The following is a 16,987-nucleotide window of genomic DNA, read 5'->3' as shown; positions in this document are numbered from 1 at the left end:
GTGGGTCAGGCCGTGCCGGTCAGTTCCAGGTAGCCGCGGTGAGCGGCGACCAGGGCCGGGCGGGCCCCGAAGGGGGCCTCGGCGGCCACCCGCTCCGGCGGGGCGCTGCCGGTGTGCGCGGCCCGGATCAACCAGGCCAGCTTCGCCAGCTCCGCGTGCTGGGCCCGGACGAAGTCGACGTCCACCGGGTCGCCGTGGCCCGGAATCACCACGGTGCGCGCGGTGGTCAGTCGCAGCAGATCCGCGACCGCGTCCGGCCACTGCAACGGGTACGAGTCCTCGAAGGCGGGCGGACCGCTCTGCTCCACCAGGTCCCCGGTCACCAACACGTCGGCGTCCGGCACGTGCACCACCAGGTCGGCCTCGGTGTGCCCCCGCCCGGGGTGGCGCAACAGCACCCGTCGACCGCCCAGGTCGAGGACCGTCTCGACGTGCACTGTGTGCGTGGGGGCGAGCAGCGGGGTGTCGGCCAGCTCGGCGGCGAGCGCCGGGTGCTCCGTGCGCAACTCCTCGTACGCCTCCCGGCGCAGCCGCTCCGGCTCCTCGCGGAGGGCGGTGGCGGCCAGTTCGTGCGCGTACACCGGGCGGGGTGGGTCGCCGGCCAGGACGGCGTTGCCGAAGCAGTGGTCGTAGTGGTGGTGGGTGTTCACCAGCGTCAACGGACGGTCGGTGACCGCCCGGACGGCCGCGGCCAGCTCGGTGGCCTGGGCGGCCGAGGAGAGCGTGTCCACCAGTAGCGCCTCGTCGTCGCCGACGACCAGTGTGACGTTGACCCGCAGCAGCGGTTCGGCCAGCACGTGCACCCGGTCGGCGACCTCGACGAAACCGGCGTTCACGACGCCCGCCCGGCGCGTTCGACGAAGCGCGCCCGGTCGACCAGGATCCGGTCCACCCGGCCCCGGGCCACCGTCTGGTCGCCGTCGCTGACAGTGACCTCGAACGACAGCCGGCGACCGTCGACGGTCGTCAGCAGCGCCTGCGCGCGGACCGTCCGGCCGACCACTGTCGGCGCCAGGTGCTCCAACTCGACCCGGGTGCCCACTGTCGTCGAACCGGGCGGCATCCCGGTCGCCGTCGCCGCGACGGTGGCCGCCTCGGCCAGCGCCAGCACCCGGGGAGTGCCGAGCACCGGTACGTCCCCGGAACCGACCGCCTGGGCGGTGTCCGCGTCGGTGACGGTCAACTCGACCTGGGCGGTCAGACCCGGCGCGAAGGCCGGCTCGGGCTGCTCCTGCATGGTCGTCAGCCTAGGTGCTCGCCGGACGCGTCGAGCACGCGCCCGACGATCCGGGCGGGGCCACCCACGACGGCCACCGGGTGGTCCCCGTCGGTCTATGCCGCACCCGTCGTTAACCTTGACCCCGATGGCCGTCGTGACTGACCCCCAGCCCCCCGCCCGGACCGACCCGCCCGCGTCCCCGGACGGGGGTCGTCGGCGCGTCGTCGCCATGACCGTCTGGGCGGTCGCCTTCGTCGCCGCGTGGCTGGCCATCGGGCTGCCCACCGACCCGGCGTACGCCTTCGTCTGGATCTGGCTGGCGACCATCGCCTGGAACAGCGAGCGGCCGTGGCGCAGCCACCTGCGCTTCGCCCGGGACTGGGTGCCGGTGGTGCTGCTGTTCGTGATCTACAACCTCTCGCGCGGGTTCGCCGACAACGGGGCCACGCCGCACGCGATGGAGCTGATCGTCGCCGACCGGTTCATGTTCGGCTGGGCCACCGGCGGCGAGGTGCCCACCGTCTGGTTGCAGCAGCACCTCTACCACCCGCAGGTGCACTGGTGGGATGTCGCCGCGAGCTGGGTGTACTTCTCCCACTTCGTGGTGGCGCTGACCGCCGCCGCGGTGCTCTGGCTGCGTGACCGGCACCGCTGGGCCGCGTACATGCGGCGCTGGGGTTTCCTCTGCGCGGCCGGCCTGGTCACCTACTTCATCTACCCGGCCGCCCCGCCCTGGTGGGCGGCGCAGAACGGCCTGCTCACCGAGGTCGCCCGGATCTCGACCCGGGGTTGGAAGGCGTTCGGCATGCACGGTGCCGGCAACGTCCTCAACGCCGGTCAGATCGCCTCCAACCCGGTCGCCGCGATGCCGTCGCTGCACACCGCGTGGGCGTTGTTCGTGGTGCTGTTCTTCCTGACCGCGACCCGTCGTCGCTGGTGGCCGCTGCTGCTCGCGTACCCGCTGGCGATGACCTTCACCCTGGTCTACTCGGGTGAGCACTACGTGATCGACGTGCTGGTCGGCTGGGCCTACGTGGGGCTGACGTTCCTGGTGGTCGGTCTGGCGGAGCGCGGCTGGGCGGCCTGGCGGGCCCGCCACCCGAGCGCCAAGTCGGAACTGGCCAAGGAAGTCCCGCCGACCCCCGCCGACCCCCGGCCCGGCGAGCCCGAGCCCTCCACACCACGGGAACCGGACACCACCACCCACCCCGCGATCCCCGCCGACCGCTAACTCCCACCGCGCCCCCGGAGTTGGTGTTCAGCGCAGCACGGGTTCGTCGGGTGGTAGCGACCGCACCTCGGGCCTGAGGCGACGGGTGAGGCGATTGATGCCGGCCATGGTGGCGGCGATCACCGTGATGAGGATCGCCAGCGGCAGCGGCTGACCGTCGAAGTGCCGCATCGCCGTGTTGGAGAGCAGCGGGTCGGGGACGAGCCATCCGGCGATGAAGCCGGTGAGTCCGACACCGATGATGACGGCGGGCCGGTGGCGGCGGACTGCGAAGGCGGCTCCGACAGCGACGGCGGCGGCGGTGAGGATCCCGATGACGGTCGGCACGGCGTCGGGAACGTAGACGCCGTGGCGCCCCCACTCTCCGGTGCCCTTCCAGGCGAGGATCCCGAGCGGGACGAGGGCCCACCAGAACAGGCGCGGCCGGGGCACGGCCCACCGCTCGCGGGCGGCGATCGCGAGCAGGACGAGGGTCAGGGCCGGTGGGGCGGCGGACGCCACGAGTTGCTGGCCGGGGTTGATTCCCAGGCCGGCGCCGCTGACCACGTCGATGACGAGCCAACCTACGGTGGCCGTCAGGAATATCGCCTGCAGGGTGAGGGCGGTCCGGGTCGCGCCGCACAGCCAGGCGATCAGCGGTGCGAGGGGCAGCAGACCGAGAGCGACAAGCTGCGGCCAGCCGGCGATGACGGCCGACATGTCGGTGGCGAGGACGGCACCGGTGAACAAATCCAGGGTGTGACCTGCGGGCTGGGTGCCGGCGGCGACGAGCAGGGCGGTGAGCCCGGTGGTCAGGGCCGTGGTGGTGACGGGCGTGGTGAGTCGCAGCCGGATCGCCAGGGCGATGATGTGCAGTGTCTCGTGTCGGCTGGGGCGCCGGCGGCCGTCGTCGAGGTCGAGCAGCAGCCCGAGCAGTTCCTCACCGCGGGTGGTGCGGTGCGTGGCCGGCAGCAGGCGCAGCAGTCGCCGATATCGTCGTTCCAGGGGGCTGATGTCCGGGCTCATCCGATGGTCCCAAGGCGCGGGGCGTTGCGGGCGGCACGCTTGTTGAGGCGCTCCTCGGCGAGCCGGACCGCGGTGGCCATCCGCTGGCTCTCGGCGCGGATGGCGTCTGCCCCTGCGTCGGTCAGTTTGTAGAAACGGCGCAGCCGGCCCTTCTCCACCTCGTCGTGGTCGGGGGCGATGAGCCCCTGGGTGACGAGGCGGTCGAGGGCCCCGTAGAGCGTGCCGGCGCGTAACCGGATCCTGCCGTCGGTCATCTCGTCGACCTCTGTCACCACCGCGTAGCCGTGGCGGGGTTGGTCGGCGAGGGCGGAGAGGATCAGGAACGTCTGCTCACTGATGTCCATGGGCTATATATATCGCACTCCGATATATATAGCAATGACGTCGACCGTGGCGGGTCAGGGTTGGGTGCGGGCCTGGTGGGCTCTCGTGGTCAGGTCGGCTGCCAGGGCCCAGGCCTCTGCCAGGTCGCGGTCCTGGGCGGTGGCGCCGGAGCCGCCCGCGGTGTCCGCGTGGACGGTGGCCAACCCGAGACGGCGCTGGATGGGCCCCTGGACCACTCGCACGCTCTGGATCCGGGCGTACGGCACGATCACCAACTGCCGGGTGAGCCGCCCGGACCGGGTGGCGAAGACCCGCTCGAACAGCCCCGCGCCGAACGCGGCACGGCCCAGCGGGTGCAGCCAACGGGTCCGGCGCGGCGGCGGGCTCAGCGTGAGCGCGTCGAGGCGTACCCCGGGAAGCACCTCGGCGACGATCATCGTCGCCGTCGGCAGGTCGCCGACCGGCAGCAGCCGGTCGGGCCGGTTGCGGTCGTCGGCCTCCGTGACGGAGTAGCCGGCCACCTCCAGCCGCAGGCGCAGCCAGCCCTTCATCCGCCACAGCAGCGGCCAGGTGGCCCGCACGGTCTGCACCCGCTCCAGCGGCACGGTCTGCGCCCGCGTCTCCAGCAGGCCGTTGTGCACCCGCAGCGTGCCGCCGTCGCGGGCCAGCCGGAAGTTCCAGTCGTCGAGGACCCGGCGGATCGGTTGCAGCAGTACACCCGCCATCGCGGTCAGGGTGCTCGCCACCGCGACGAACGACCACGAACCGGCGGTGAGGAACTGCACCACGACGAAGGCCACACCGAACGGGAGCAGGAACGCCTGCGGGGTGAGCAGTTGGCTGATCAGCAGGCTCTGGTTACGTACCGCATGCAGTGGCCGGCCCGGCACGACCGCCGGTGGCGCCGTCGCACCCGGGGCCACCGGGGCCGCCGCGTCGCCGGGCGCGGGCTGCTGCGCCACCCGCCCGGCCAGCGCCAGCAGACGCTCGCGCAGCACTGCCGCGTCGGCCACCCCGAGGTACGCCAGTGGCGCCTCGGTCTTGCCCCCGCCGACCACTTCCAGACGCAGCTCGGCCAGGCCGGTGAGCTGGGCGAGCAGCGGCCGGACCACCTCCACGGCCTGCAACCGTTCCAACGGGATGGCCCGGGTACGCCGCCAGAGCAGCCCCTCGTACACCCGTAGTTCCCGGCCGACGACGTGGTAGCCGGTGTTGTACCAGCTGATCACCGACAGCACTGTCGCGCCGAGCGCCAGCACCGCCACCATGGCGGCGAACCAGCCGAAGCCCACCCGGGACAGCGTCGACCAGGACAACCCGGCGATCACCACGACCAGGGACTTGGCGCCGTGCAGCACCGGGCTGAGTGGGTGCAGTCGCTGCCGGGGTTCGCCCTCGCCGCCGCCCGGTGGTGCCGGCCACGGCGCGGGCGTCCCGGGCGGCGCCGGCCCATCGGGTGCCGCGCCAGTCGGCACCGGCCCAGGCGGTGCCGCGCCAGCAGGTGCCGAGCCAGCGGGCAGCACCGGCCCCGGTGGCGTCGGGCCGGTGGGTGGCACGGTGCTCGGCTCGGCGGGCCTGTCGCTCATCGGAGCGGCCCTCGGCGCGGTCGGCGGCTGCCCGCGCGGGTGCTCACAGCCCCTCCGCCCGGTCCTCGCCGAGCGCGGTGAGTCGATCGCGCAGCCGGGACGCCTCCGCCGGACGCAGCCCGGGCACCCGGGCGTCGCTCGCTGCCGCCGCGGTGTGCAACTGCACGGTGGCCAGGTCGAAGGCGCGCTCCAACGGCCCGGCGCTCACGTCGACGAACTGCATCCGCGAGTACGGCACGATGGAGAGCCGGCGGACCAGCAGCCCGTGCCGGACCAGCAGGTCGTTCTCCCGCTCGGCGTACCCCCAGGCCCGGACCGCGCGGACGATTGCGACGGCCCGCCACGCGCCGAGCACCAGCACGACGGCCACGGCGAGCCCGAACAACCAGTGACCGCTGAACGCCCAGCCGACCCCTGTCACCGCCAGCCCGATGGCGACCACGATCGCCAGCCGGATCAGCTCCACCCAGATCAGATCGGTGGAGATCGGCTGCCAGTGGACCGTGTCCGGCCAGGGCTCCAGCGGACCCCGGCCACCCGGCGCAGCCGTCAGCAGCGCGCCGGGCTCGGGCGGCAGGAGGCCCGGGGGTGGCAGGTCGGGCGCCCGCTGGTCGGCGGCGGATGCCGGCCGGTGACCGGGCGGCAGCGCGCCCGGTGGCAGCGGGGCGGGCGTCGAGACATCCGGCGCGGTGGGCTCCGGGCCGAGCGTGCCGGGTGCCGGGAACGCGCCGGGCGGCGGATCGACGCCGGGTGGTGCGGTGGCCGGGGTGGGCGGCCAGGACGGGGAGGTGGTGCCGGGGGAAGCCGGAGGGTCGCCGCTCACAGGTCGAGCGTAGGCGATCCGGGCACCGGAGTGACGGCACGCAGGAAGCCTCGGGCGTCGAGGAAGTCACCGAGGCTGCCCCGGTGCTGGGTGCAGGCCAACCAGGTCTTGCGCCGATCGGCGTCGTGCAGACGGGGATTGTTCCACTCCAGCGCCCAGATGGCGGCGGACCGGCAGCCCCGGGCCGAACAGACCAGGGCTTCGTCGGCGGGGGAGGGGATGCTCATCCCGGCCAGTCTAGGGCGGCGGGACGGAGAAGTTGAGCGCCGGGCGACCACGGGGGGAGTCGCCCGGCGACGGGGTGAATCGTACACGCGGCGAGCCGGTGCGCGCATACCCGCGATGCACGATTCGGCCGCTGGGGACGGCGCGGTCAAAATCGGCTTCTCCCCACCTCGACACTCAGCAAGGCGTGCGAGTCTTGATACCGCACGAGCCGCGACGACCGACAAACGCTGTGGAGGACCGGTGGCCCAGCCGACCATGCCCGACGCCCCGACGCCGAACGGAGCGGCACCTGCCCCGGTGACCACACCCGCGCAGGACGCCAGCCTGCTGGAGAAGGGCCTGTTCGAGATCAAACGCGTGATCGTCGGGCAGGACCGGATGGTGGAGCGGATGTTCGTCGCGCTGCTCGCTCGCGGTCACTGCCTGCTCGAAGGCGTGCCCGGGGTGGCCAAGACCCTCGCGGTGGAGACCCTCGCCAAGGTCGTCGGTGGGTCCTTCGCCCGGGTCCAGTTCACCCCGGATCTGGTGCCCGCCGACATCATGGGCACCCGGATCTACCGGCAGTCGAGCGAGAAGTTCGACGTCGAGTTGGGCCCGGTCTTCGTCAACTTCCTGCTCGCCGACGAGATCAACCGGGCGCCGGCGAAGGTGCAGTCCGCGCTGCTGGAGGTCATGAGCGAGCGGCAGGTGTCCATCGGTGGGGAGAGCCACCGGGTGCCGGACCCGTTCCTGGTGATGGCCACCCAGAACCCGATCGAGCAGGAGGGCGTCTACCCGCTGCCGGAGGCGCAGCGGGACCGGTTCCTCATGAAGATCGTGGTGGGCTACCCGACCGACGCGGAGGAACGGGAGATCGTCTATCGGATGGGCGTGGCCGCGCCCGAGCCGACCGCGGTGTTCGACACCCCGGAGCTGATCGCCCTGCAACGCAAGGCGGACCAGGTCTTCGTCCACAACGCCCTCGTCGACTACGCGGTCCGGTTGGTGCTGGCCACCCGGGCCCCGGCCGAGCACGGGATGCCCGACGTCGCGCAACTGATCCAGTACGGAGCCAGCCCGCGCGCCTCGCTGGGTCTGGTCCGGGCCACCCGCGCCCTGGCGCTGCTGCGCGGGCGTGACTACGCGCTGCCGCAGGACGTGCAGGACATCGCGCCGGACATCCTGCGGCACCGGTTGGTGCTCAGCTACGACGCGCTCGCCGACGACGTGCCCGCCGACCACATCGTGCAGCGGGTGATGTCGACGATCCCGCTCCCGGCGGTCGCTCCCCGGCAGCAGGCCACCCCGCAGTCGATCGCGCCGCCGCCGGGCGCTGGCTGGCCCGGGCAGCGCCCGTGACCTCACCCACCCCTCGTCCGGCACCCCTCGCCGACCGCAGCGAGGCCGTGCTGTCCCGGCTTCAGCTGCTCGTCACCCGCAAGCTCGACGGCCTGCTCCAGGGCGACTACGCCGGCCTGTTGCCCGGACCGGGCAGTGAGGCGGGTGAGTCCCGGGAGTACCGCCCCGGTGACGACGTGCGCCGGATGGACTGGCCGGTCACGGCCCGGACCACCACACCGCACGTGCGGCGTACGGTCGCCGACCGGGAGCTGGAGACCTGGCTGGCCCTCGACCTGTCCGCCAGCCTGGACTTCGGCACCGGGCAGTGGCTCAAGCGCGAGGTGGTGGTCGCCGCCGCGGCCGCCATCACCCACCTGACGGTGCGCGGCGGCAACCGGATCGGCGCTGTCATCGGCACCGGCGGCGGCGCGTCCGCCCCGGCCCGACGCTGGCGGGGCACGCCGCCACCGGCCGGGCCCGGGGTGCTCACCCGCCTGCCGGCCCGTTCCGGTCGCAAGGAGGCGCAGGGCCTGTTGCGTACGGTCGCCGGCACCGCCATCCAGCCCGGCCGTGGTGATCTGGGCGCCCTGATCGAGATGCTCAACCGTCCGCCCCGCCGTCGCGGGGTGGCAGTGGTGGTCTCGGACTTCCTCGCGCCGGCCGAGCAGTGGGCGCGGCCGATGCGCAAGCTGCGCGTCCGCCACGACGTGCTGGCGATCGAGGTGGTCGACCCGCGTGAGCTGGAGCTACCCGACGTGGGCGTGTTGCCGGTGGTCGACCCGGAGAGCGGCGAGCTGCACGAGGTGCAGACCGCCGACCCACGGCTGCGGCAGCGCTACGCCGAGGCCGCCACCGCCCAACGGGCCACGATCGCCGCCGCCCTACGCGGCGCCGGCGCGGCCCACCTGCGTCTGCGTACCGACCGAGACTGGCTGCTGGACATGGTGCGATTCGTTGCCGCGCAGCGGCACGCCCGCACCCGGGGGACGACACGATGATCCGTTTTCTGCAACCGTGGTGGCTGCTGGCTGTGCTGCCGGTCTTCGCCCTCGCCGCGTTCTACGTCTGGCGGCAGCTGCACCGCCGGGCGTACGCGATGCGGTTCACCAATGTGGACCTGCTGCGTACGGTCGCGCCGAAGGGCCTGGGCTGGCGTCGGCACGTCCCCGCGACCGCGTTCCTGCTCTGCCTGCTGGTGCTGGCCACCGCGCTGGCCCGTCCCGCTGTGGACACCAAGGAGCCGCTGGAGCGGGCCACAGTGATGCTCGCCATCGACGTGTCGTTGTCGATGCAGGCCGACGACGTGGCGCCGAACCGGCTGGAGGCGGCCCAGGAGGCGGCCAAGCAGTTCGTCAGTGAGCTGCCGGAGAGCTACAACCTGGGCCTCGTGTCGTTCGCCAAGGCGGCCAACGTGCTGGTGCCGCCGGGCAAGGACCGGGACGCGGTGACCAGCGCCATCGACGGGCTGGTGCTGGCCGAGGCGACAGCGACCGGCGAGGCGGTGTTCACCTGCCTGGAGGCGATCCGGTCGGTGCCTACCGATGGCGCGGCGGGCATTCCGCCGGCCCGGATCGTGCTGCTCTCCGACGGCTTCCGGACTTCCGGTCGGGCGGTGGAGGAGGCGGCGGCGGCCGCGCAGGCCGCCAACGTTCCGGTCTCCACCATCGCCTTCGGCACCGACACCGGGCAGGTCGACATCGGCGGGCAGTTGCAGCGGGTGCCGGTGGACCGGTTGGCCCTCGCCGAGCTGGCCGAGACCACCGAGGGTTACTTCTACGAGGCGGCCTCGGTGAGCGAGCTGAAGCAGGTCTATCAGGACATGGGCAGCTCGATCGGGTTCCGCACCGAGCCGCGTGAGGTGACCCAGTGGTACGCCGGGGTGGCGTTGCTGCTGGCGCTCTGTGCTGGCGCGTTCAGTCTGCTCTGGTCGTCCCGGATGCTGTAGCCGGTGCGCCGGCGGCGGTCAGGGACCGCCGCCGGCACCAGCACGGGGCAGCGCCAGCCGCCGCCGATTCGGAGCGGTCAGTGACCGCCACCGGCGAGCACGAAGACGATGGCCACCCAGACGGCGGCGAGGGTGAAGCCCAGCGGGGCGACGTAGCGGCTCATGGACGGCTCCGGGTGGCGGCTGGACGGTCCGCGTGCGGGGGCGGACCGCAGGGGGTGGGGACGCGCACACGAAGTCGTGACCGGGCGGCTCCCGGCGACCGCCCGGGATCGGGCGGCGCGGCACACTCACCTCGGCAGGTGCCGACGTGGTGGGGAGCGGAGCGGGGTCAGCTCACCAGACTGAGTCGTGGCTCAGCGGGACTGACCATCGGCCCGGCCACGACTGGGAGGATCGCTATCTCGCACAGCGATCACCTCCTGCAAGTCGGGCGGGCCGGAACGTCGATGATCGTACACCTGCGGTGCCGGCGGAACGCACTCGGCCGACCGGCCGGCGACCCCTCCACCGCCCGGTTGGCGACGCCGCTCGCCACCAGCGCGTACGCCTCGCCGAAACGACCTCGGCTGCCCGACCCGCACCACAGTGACCAGCACCATGGCGAGCAACGGCAGCCAGCAGCAGCGCGCTAGCACCCACAGCGGGCCGTCCGGGGCGGTGTGCAGACCGGGCAGGGCCAGCCCGCCGCGGGCGGTGAGCGCTGTCACCGCCACCAGTACCGGCTGGTGCCACAGGTAGATCCGGACGGCGGACCGGTTCACAGCGGTCACCGCTGCGCCCGGCAGCGGCCGGGTCAGCAGCCGGTGCAGTGCCGGCCGGGCGAGCAGCCCCAGCCCGACCTGGGTCACCGCCAGCGCCACGACCAGCAGTGACGGCGGGTTCAGGTTGGACACCCCGGCCCCGGGCACGCCGACTGCGCTCACCGGGTAGCCCAGCGCCAGCAGCGCCGCCAGCGCGACCGCCCCACCGGCCGCCAACGTGCCGCCCGCCCGCCGGCCGTCCAGTCGCCCGTCGGCGTGCGCCACACCCAGCAGGTACGGCACCGACCAGGCCGTCAGCACGGTGACCGGGGGCAGGTCGGTGCCGGACGGCAGCAGCCGGACGGCCAGGTCGACAGCGGCCACCACGGCCACCGCCGGTGCCCCGCACCGCGCCACCCCCCACCGGCGTACGGCGACGCGCAGCGGGCCGGTCACCGCGACCAGGATCACCAGCGGTAGCAGGAACCACAGCGGGCTGACCGCCAGCCGCAGCGCGACGGCGAGCGTGTCGTCCGAGGTGCCGAGGACGGTGGCGGCGAGCAGCACGGCGGCCCCCACACCGAGCAGCGCCACGGTGGGCAGCAGCAGCCGGCGCAACCGACCGGCCAGCCAGCCGCCCGCGCCGCCCGGACAGCGGGCCAGCGAGCGGGTCGAGCCGAACCCGGCGGTGAAGAAGAACAACCCGAGCGTCTGCAACACCCAGGTCGTCGGGGCCAGGTCGGGCAGGGCGGTCAGCGGACTGGCCTGGTGCAGCCCGCCGTCGCCGGTCAACACCAACCCGGTGACCAGCCAGTGCCCCAGCACCACCCCGCCGATGGCGTACGCCCGCAGCGCGTCGACGGCACGGTCCCGGCTCACCGGGCGTCCCCGATCCGGTCGGCGTCGACGCCGCCCAACACGACCGCCGCCACCGCGACCAGCGCGGCGCTGCCCGGCGCGAGGTAGCCGTCGTGCCCCGCCACCCCACCCACCGGCAGGGGTCGGGCACCGAACGCCGGATCACCGGGTCGTCGGCCGAAACCCAGGCCGGGCAGGCGCACCGGCGGTACCCGGCGGATCCAGTCGGTCGGCGCCTCGGCCGCCCAGAACCGCCGCCCGCCGGGCAGGTCGTCGGCGCGCTGCACCCCGGCGCCGACGCCGCCGAGGCTGACCACGTCGGTGACCTGGGTAGGGGCCTCCGTCGCCGCCAGCGACACCACCAGCGACCCGTAGCTGTGCCCGACCAGCGTGATCGTCGCCGCCGGACGCCGCCCGGCCAGCTCCCTCAGCAGCGTGGCCAGGCCGGCCGCGCCGCGCCGCGCGCTGACGCCACCGGCGGCGGTCAACGCCCCGTCGGGCGGGTCGTAGCCGAGCCAGGCCAGCACCGCGACCCGCGCCGCCGGGTCGGTCGCCCGCAGCTCCCGGTAGAGCTGCCCGGCCTGCACCGCCGGCGCCCGCCGGGCCACACCGCCCAACCCCCTGTCGAAGTCGGCGAGGGTGCTGCCGACCCCCGGCACCAGCACCGCGATCCGGTCCGCGTCGGCGAGGTCGCCGAACACCTCGACCGCGCGGCCGTCACCGCGTTCGTCGAACAGCAGGAACCGGCGTCCGTCGGCCGCCCAGTCCGCGTACGGGGGGCCGGCCGCGCGCATCGCCGCCGCCATCACTGGGTACGCCTCGACGAACCCCGCCGCAGTGGCCGGCTCGGGTCGGGTCGGCAGAACCAGGTTCACGCCGAGCAGCGCGGCCATCGCGACCCGGCTGGCACCTCGTCGTCGCATCACGTTCTCCCTCCGGAATGTCGTTCGGAGGGAGATTGCGCCCAGGGGCGGGGCCGGGTCGTCGTCCCGCAGAGCCGTTCCCGGGCTGGCTCCACAGGGCTACTCGCCGGCGGCCACCAGACCCGTCTCGTACGCCAGCACCACGGCCTGGGCCCGGTCGCGCAGACCCAGCTTGGCCAGGATCCGCCCGACGTGCGTCTTCACTGTCTGCTCGGCCACCACCAGGTCACCCGCGATCTCCGCGTTGTTGCGGCCCCGCGCGATCAACCGCAGCACCTCGGTCTCGCGTGGGGTGAGCCCGGCCAGGTCGGTGGGGCGTGGGCGGCGACGGTCCGGACGGGCCGCGAACTCGGCGATCAGCCGACGGGTGACCCCCGGGGCGAGCAGCGCGTCCCCGGCCGCCACCACCCGCACCGCCTGCACCAGATCGGCCGCCGGGGCGTCCTTGAGCAGGAACCCGCTGGCCCCGGCGCGCAGCGCCTCGTACACGTAGTCGTCCAGGTCGAAGGTGGTGAGGATGAGCACCCGGGGTCGCTGCGTCGACCGGTCACCGAGCAACTTGCGGGTGGCCTCCAGCCCGTCCATGACCGGCATCCGCACGTCCATCAGCACCACGTCCGGGTCGAGGTGGCGGGCGGCGGCCACCGCCTGCGCGCCGTCGGCGGCGTCCCCGACCACCAGCAGATCCGGTTGGGCGGCGAGCAGCGCGCCGAAACCCTGCCGGACCATCGCCTGGTCGTCGGCGATCAGCACCCGGATCATCGGTCCCCGCCCTCCGCGTCGTACGGCAACTCGGCCGCCACCGCGTAACCCCCGTCGGGCAGCGGCCCGGCGGTGAACGTACCGCCCAGCGAGGTGGCCCGTTCCCGCATGCCGGTCAGCCCGTGCCCGGAGCCGCCGTCGGCGGTCGGTCGGACGTCGGCGGGGGAGTTCTCGACGCGTACTCCCAGACCGGACCGGCCGACGCGGACGGTGACCCGCACCGCGGCGCCGGCAGCGTGGCGGGCCGCGTTGGCCAGGCCCTCCTGGACGATGCGGTACGCGGCCAGCCCGACCGGCGCGGGCACCCGGTCGTCGTCCACCGGCTCGGCGTCCAGAGTGACCGGCAGCCCGGCCCGGCGTGCCGCGTCCACCATCGCGCCCAGGTCGGTGAGGTCCGGCTGCGGCGCGGTCTGCGGCCCGCTCGTCTCGCTGCGCAGCACCCCCAGGAGCCGCCGCATGTCGGTGAGCGCGTCGCGGGCCGACGCGGCGATGGCGACGAACTCCGCGGCTGCCGGGGCCGGCACGTCCGTCAGCCGGTACGGGGCGGTCTCCGCCTGCACCGCGATCAGCGACATGTGGTGGGCCACCACGTCGTGCAGTTCCCGGGCGATGCGGGTGCGTTCCTCCAGCACCGCGCGGCGCTCCTGCTCCCGTTCGCTCAGCTCGGCCTGCGCCGCCAGCGCGTGCCGGGACAGCCGGTTGCGGCGGATCAGGTCGCCGACGATCGCCAGCGCGCCGAGCAGCAGCAGGACGGGGACCCGGTTGTCGGGATGGACCAGGGTGAGCACCGGCACCGTGCTGATCGTCACCACCCAGACCAGCACCGGCCGGTCGACCCGTGCGACGACCACCGCCAGCACCGCGATCGACCCGAGTGCCAGCGGCGGGGTCCACGGCCACGCCTGGTCGGCCGGCGCGTTGAACGTGCAGATCAGCAGGGCCAGCACCGTCAGCCGCCAGGCCAGCAGCGGACGCCGGGGCAGCGCCAGCAGCGGCGCCACGGTCATCGCCGCGAACAGGAGCGCGATCGGCGGCGGCAGGCCCCAGTCGCTCTCCACGGTCAACGTGATCAGGAAGAGGCCGAGCGCGGCGAGCAGGCCGACCGGCGCGGCGTAGCGGGCCGGGCCGGGCCAGCGGGCCAGCAGCGGCCGTTCGGGCCGGGCGTCCGGGCCGAGCAGTGTCTGCCGTAGGGCCCGCAGGGCCACCGCGATCGGATGCCGGTTCACCACCCGGAGGCTACGGGCCGACCCCGCCACGAGGCGTGCCACCAGGGGTTGATCCCGGTGTCGTACCCCAGTGTGACGCGACTCCCGTTAGCGCTTACCTGCCGGTAACGCCTAGGCTCCGACGCGTCCGTGCTGACCATTCGCAAGGGGGAACAGTGGCCCGTACCGTGCTGGTGACCGGGGGCAACCGGGGGATCGGCCTGGCCATCGCGCAGGCCTTCGCCAAGCAGGGCGACCGGGTGGCGGTCACCCACCGCAGCGGCGAGGCACCCGACGGGCTGTTCGGCGTACGCGCCGACGTCACCGACGCCGCCTCGATCGACGCTGCGTTCGCCGCCGTCGAGGCCGAGCTGGGTCCGGTCGAGGTGCTGGTGGCCAACGCCGGCATGACCGCCGACACGCTGCTGCTGCGGATGTCCGAGGAGCAGTTCACCGACGTGGTGGACACCAACCTCACCGGCGCGTTCCGGGTCGCGAAGCGGGCCTCCGGCAAGATGCTCCGCGCCAAGTGGGGTCGCATGATCTTCATCTCCTCGGTGGTCGGCCTCGCCGGCGGCGCCGGGCAGGTCAACTACGCCGCCAGCAAGGCCGGCCTCGTCGGCGTCGCTCGCTCGATCACCCGGGAGCTGGGCAGCCGCAACATCACCGCGAACGTGGTGGCGCCCGGCTTCATCGACACCGACATGACCGCCGGCCTCTCCGGCGACCGCAAGGCGGAGATCCTCAAGTCCATCCCGGCCGGCCGGATGGCCAGCCCGGACGAGGTCGCCGCCGTGGTCACCTGGCTGGCCTCGGACAGCGCCGGGTACGTCTCCGGCGCCGTCATCCCGGTCGACGGCGGCCTCGGCATGGGCCACTAACCCTTTTGATTACGGAGGAAATCAGCGATGTCCGGACTGCTCGCCGGTAAGCGACTGCTCGTCACCGGTGTCATCACCGACGCCTCGATCGCCTTCTCGGTGGCGAAGCTCGCTCAGGAAAATGGCGCGCAGGTCGTGCTCACCGGCTACGGCCGGCTCTCCCTGGTCGAGCGGATCGCCAAGCGGCTGCCCGAGCCGGCGCCGGTCATCGAGGTGGACGTCACCAACACCGAGCACCTGGCCGGCCTCGCCGACCGGGTACGCGAGCACGTCGACGGCCTCGACGGTGTCGTGCACTCGATCGGCTTCGCCCCGCAGAGCTGCCTGGGCGGCGGCTTCCTCGACGCGCCCTGGGAGGACGTGGCGACCGCGCTGCACGTCTCCACCTTCTCGTACAAGTCGCTGGCCATGGCGGCGCTGCCGCTGATGTCGCCCGGCGGCGCGGTGGTCGGCCTGACCTTCGACGCGACGAAGGCGTGGCCGGTCTACGACTGGATGGGCGTGGCCAAGGCCGGCCTGGAGTCCGCGTCCCGCTACCTGGCGCTGCACCTGGGCAAGCAGGGCATCCGCAGCAACCTGGTCGCCGCCGGGCCGCTGCGCACCATCGCCGCGAAGTCGATCCCCGGCTTCGACCAGTTCGAGGACGCCTGGGCCGAGCGTGCCCCGCTGGGTTGGAGCCTCACCGACCAGGAGCCCGCCGCGCGGGCCTGCCTTGCGCTGCTCTCCGACTGGTTCCCGGCCACCACCGGCGAGATCGTCCACGTCGACGGCGGCTACCACGCCATCGGCTCCTGACGCTGCACCTTGACGCTCCCTGGTCACCGTCCGCGTGATCTACGCGTCCGGACCAGGGGGCGTCGCCGGGACGTCCCGGTCGAGGGGCAAGAATGACCCCATGTCGTACGACGCGGTGGTGCTGGTGTCTTTCGGCGGGCCCGAACGGCCCGAGGACGTGATGCCGTTTCTGCAGAACGTGACCCGGGGCCGGGGTGTGCCTCCCGAACGACTGGTCGAGGTCGCCGAGCACTACCAGCACTTCGGCGGGGTGTCCCCGATCAACCAGCAGTGCCGGGACCTGCTCGCCGCCGTCCGCGCCGACTTCGCCGCGCACGGTGTCGACCTGCCCATCTACTGGGGCAACCGCAACTGGGACCCGATGCTCGCCGACACCGTGACCCAGATGCGCGACGACGGGATCACCCGGGCGCTGGCCTTCGTCACCAGCGCGTACGGCGGCTACTCGTCCTGCCGGCAGTACCAGGAGGACATCGCCGCCGCCCGTGCCGCCGTCGGCCCGGACGCCCCGGTGATCGAGAAGCTGCGTCAGTTCTGGGACCACCCCGGCTTCGTCGAGCCGCACGTCGACGCGGTCCGGGCGGCGCTGGGTCAGCTCGACCCGGCGAAGCGGGACACCACCCGGCTGGTCTTCACCGCCCACTCCATCCCCAACTCGATGGCGGCGAACGCCGGCCCGCACGGCGGCCGGTACGAGGCGCAGCTGCACGAGACCGCCCGGCTCGTCGCCGCGGCCGCCGCACCCGACCTGGCGTACGACCTGGTCTGGCAGAGCCGCTCCGGCCCGCCGCAGGTGCCGTGGCTGGAGCCAGACATCAACGACCACCTGGCCGCCCTCGCGCAGGGCGGCACCACCGGTGTGGTGGTCAGCCCGATCGGGTTCGTCTCCGATCACCTGGAGGTCGTGTGGGACCTGGACACCGAAGCGCTGGAGACGGCGAAGCAGCTCGGCCTGGACTTCGTCCGGGCCGGCACGCCGGGCACCGACCCGCGCTTCGTGACCATGGTGCGTGAGCTGGTCACCGAGCGGACCGACCCGGACGGCGCGCAGCTGCGCCGCCGCCTGGGCGAGCTGCCCATGTGGGACACCTGCCCCACCGTCTGTTGCGTGCCGACCCGTCGCCCCTGACCTCTGAGGA

The 16,987-nt window shown here is 73.6% G+C and carries 18 protein-coding genes; 7 read left to right on the top strand and 11 right to left on the bottom strand.

Annotated elements, in window-relative coordinates; all coding sequences use genetic code 11:
- Window positions 1–5 precede the first annotated feature (5 nt).
- Window positions 6–836, bottom strand: a complete 831-nt coding sequence (locus MED15_RS20425) for an MBL fold metallo-hydrolase (protein ID WP_112736671.1) — start codon at window positions 834–836, stop codon at window positions 6–8.
- Complete coding sequence (locus tag MED15_RS20420; RefSeq protein ID WP_112699652.1) at window positions 833–1,237, bottom strand: thioesterase family protein; 405 nt, start codon at window positions 1,235–1,237, stop codon at window positions 833–835. Before MED15_RS20420 ends, MED15_RS20425 begins: the two co-directional genes overlap by 4 nt.
- Before the next feature lie 127 nt (window positions 1,238–1,364).
- Here MED15_RS20420 and MED15_RS20415 point away from each other — a divergent pair, with 127 nt between their 5' ends.
- Window positions 1,365–2,450 (top strand): phosphatase PAP2 family protein, encoded by a 1,086-nt coding sequence (locus tag MED15_RS20415; RefSeq protein ID WP_244220519.1) that lies wholly within the window; start codon window positions 1,365–1,367, stop codon window positions 2,448–2,450.
- A 27-nt stretch (window positions 2,451–2,477) separates the two neighbouring features.
- Here MED15_RS20415 and MED15_RS20410 read toward each other — a convergent pair whose 3' ends face one another.
- The 5 genes from MED15_RS20410 to MED15_RS20390 form a co-directional block, all read right to left on the bottom strand.
- A complete protein-coding gene (locus MED15_RS20410; RefSeq protein ID WP_112699654.1) occupies window positions 2,478–3,455 on the bottom strand; it encodes a hypothetical protein in 978 nt (325 codons plus the stop codon).
- A complete protein-coding gene (locus tag MED15_RS20405) occupies window positions 3,452–3,799 on the bottom strand; it encodes a PadR family transcriptional regulator (protein ID WP_112582958.1) in 348 nt (115 codons plus the stop codon). Before MED15_RS20405 ends, MED15_RS20410 begins: the two co-directional genes overlap by 4 nt.
- A gap of 54 nt (window positions 3,800–3,853) precedes the next feature.
- Window positions 3,854–5,365 carry a PH domain-containing protein gene (locus MED15_RS20400; RefSeq protein ID WP_112736669.1) on the bottom strand — a complete coding sequence of 504 codons (1,512 nt, stop codon included), beginning with the start codon at window positions 5,363–5,365 and terminating at the stop codon, window positions 3,854–3,856.
- A gap of 43 nt (window positions 5,366–5,408) precedes the next feature.
- Entirely contained in the window at window positions 5,409–5,942 is a 534-nt protein-coding gene (locus tag MED15_RS20395) for a PH domain-containing protein (protein ID WP_181541668.1), read from the bottom strand.
- A gap of 242 nt (window positions 5,943–6,184) precedes the next feature.
- The gene (locus MED15_RS20390; protein ID WP_112699656.1) at window positions 6,185–6,415 is read right to left on the bottom strand and encodes a hypothetical protein; all 231 of its coding nucleotides are present in this window, start codon (window positions 6,413–6,415) and stop codon (window positions 6,185–6,187) included.
- A 241-nt stretch (window positions 6,416–6,656) separates the two neighbouring features.
- Here MED15_RS20390 and MED15_RS20385 point away from each other — a divergent pair, with 241 nt between their 5' ends.
- The 3 genes from MED15_RS20385 to MED15_RS20375 are packed head-to-tail and all read left to right on the top strand — an operon-like array spanning window position 6,657 to window position 9,681.
- Window positions 6,657–7,754, top strand: coding sequence for an AAA family ATPase (locus MED15_RS20385; protein WP_112582960.1), 1,098 nt, complete (start codon window positions 6,657–6,659; stop codon window positions 7,752–7,754).
- A complete protein-coding gene (locus tag MED15_RS20380; protein ID WP_112725148.1) occupies window positions 7,733–8,734 on the top strand; it encodes a DUF58 domain-containing protein in 1,002 nt (333 codons plus the stop codon). Before MED15_RS20385 ends, MED15_RS20380 begins: the two co-directional genes overlap by 22 nt.
- A complete protein-coding gene (locus tag MED15_RS20375; protein WP_091403838.1) occupies window positions 8,731–9,681 on the top strand; it encodes a VWA domain-containing protein in 951 nt (316 codons plus the stop codon). The genes MED15_RS20380 and MED15_RS20375 overlap by 4 nt, the downstream gene beginning before the upstream one ends.
- A gap of 356 nt (window positions 9,682–10,037) precedes the next feature.
- On the opposite strand, the gene MED15_RS20365 is transcribed toward MED15_RS20375, so the two are convergent.
- The 4 genes from MED15_RS20365 to MED15_RS20350 all read right to left on the bottom strand — a co-directional run bounded on the left by MED15_RS20365 (window position 10,038) and on the right by MED15_RS20350 (window position 14,193).
- Window positions 10,038–11,303, bottom strand: coding sequence for an acyltransferase family protein (locus MED15_RS20365; protein ID WP_112736667.1), 1,266 nt, complete (start codon window positions 11,301–11,303; stop codon window positions 10,038–10,040).
- On the bottom strand, window positions 11,300–12,205 hold the full coding sequence (locus MED15_RS20360; RefSeq protein ID WP_112736665.1) for an alpha/beta hydrolase: 906 nt from the start codon (window positions 12,203–12,205) through the stop codon (window positions 11,300–11,302). Before MED15_RS20360 ends, MED15_RS20365 begins: the two co-directional genes overlap by 4 nt.
- 99 nt (window positions 12,206–12,304) lie before the next feature.
- Window positions 12,305–12,967, bottom strand: coding sequence for a response regulator (locus MED15_RS20355; protein ID WP_091403852.1), 663 nt, complete (start codon window positions 12,965–12,967; stop codon window positions 12,305–12,307).
- Complete coding sequence (locus MED15_RS20350) at window positions 12,964–14,193, bottom strand: sensor histidine kinase (RefSeq protein WP_146766735.1); 1,230 nt, start codon at window positions 14,191–14,193, stop codon at window positions 12,964–12,966. Before MED15_RS20350 ends, MED15_RS20355 begins: the two co-directional genes overlap by 4 nt.
- Before the next feature lie 155 nt (window positions 14,194–14,348).
- On the opposite strand from MED15_RS20350, the gene fabG reads away from it, so the two are divergent.
- The 3 genes from fabG (at window position 14,349) to MED15_RS20335 (ending at window position 16,977) form a co-directional block, all read left to right on the top strand.
- Window positions 14,349–15,053: a 3-oxoacyl-ACP reductase FabG gene (fabG, locus tag MED15_RS20345; protein WP_091403857.1), complete on the top strand. Its 705-nt coding sequence runs from the start codon at window positions 14,349–14,351 to the stop codon at window positions 15,051–15,053.
- A gap of 27 nt (window positions 15,054–15,080) precedes the next feature.
- The gene (gene fabI, locus MED15_RS20340; RefSeq protein ID WP_091403861.1) at window positions 15,081–15,848 is read left to right on the top strand and encodes an enoyl-ACP reductase FabI; all 768 of its coding nucleotides are present in this window, start codon (window positions 15,081–15,083) and stop codon (window positions 15,846–15,848) included.
- A 100-nt stretch (window positions 15,849–15,948) separates the two neighbouring features.
- Window positions 15,949–16,977: a ferrochelatase gene (locus MED15_RS20335; RefSeq protein ID WP_112582966.1), complete on the top strand. Its 1,029-nt coding sequence runs from the start codon at window positions 15,949–15,951 to the stop codon at window positions 16,975–16,977.
- Window positions 16,978–16,987: the final 10 nt, after the last annotated feature.

The organism is Micromonospora noduli, assembly GCF_003264475.1.
GTDB classification, from domain to species: domain Bacteria; phylum Actinomycetota; class Actinomycetes; order Mycobacteriales; family Micromonosporaceae; genus Micromonospora; species Micromonospora noduli.
Note: the sequence above shows the minus strand (reverse complement) of the source record. Positions and strands in the feature narration are given on the sequence as shown.

Bases quoted from the DNA above. Each gene is read 5' to 3' on its own strand.
- MED15_RS20420 (WP_112699652.1), bottom strand. From the start codon at position 1,237: ATGCAGGAGCAGCCCGAGCCGGCCTTCGCGCCGGGTCTGACCGCCCAG.
- MED15_RS20415 (WP_244220519.1), top strand. From the start codon at position 1,365: ATGGCCGTCGTGACTGACCCCCAGCCCCCCGCCCGGACCGACCCGCCC.
- MED15_RS20410 (WP_112699654.1), bottom strand. From the start codon at position 3,455: ATGAGCCCGGACATCAGCCCCCTGGAACGACGATATCGGCGACTGCTG.
- MED15_RS20405 (WP_112582958.1), bottom strand. From the start codon at position 3,799: ATGGACATCAGTGAGCAGACGTTCCTGATCCTCTCCGCCCTCGCCGAC.
- MED15_RS20400 (WP_112736669.1), bottom strand. From the start codon at position 5,365: ATGAGCGACAGGCCCGCCGAGCCGAGCACCGTGCCACCCACCGGCCCG.
- MED15_RS20390 (WP_112699656.1), bottom strand. From the start codon at position 6,415: ATGAGCATCCCCTCCCCCGCCGACGAAGCCCTGGTCTGTTCGGCCCGG.
- MED15_RS20375 (WP_091403838.1), top strand. From the start codon at position 8,731: ATGATCCGTTTTCTGCAACCGTGGTGGCTGCTGGCTGTGCTGCCGGTC.
- MED15_RS20360 (WP_112736665.1), bottom strand. From the start codon at position 12,205: ATGCGACGACGAGGTGCCAGCCGGGTCGCGATGGCCGCGCTGCTCGGC.
- MED15_RS20355 (WP_091403852.1), bottom strand. From the start codon at position 12,967: ATGATCCGGGTGCTGATCGCCGACGACCAGGCGATGGTCCGGCAGGGT.
- fabI (WP_091403861.1), top strand. From the start codon at position 15,081: ATGTCCGGACTGCTCGCCGGTAAGCGACTGCTCGTCACCGGTGTCATC.
- MED15_RS20335 (WP_112582966.1), top strand. From the start codon at position 15,949: ATGTCGTACGACGCGGTGGTGCTGGTGTCTTTCGGCGGGCCCGAACGG.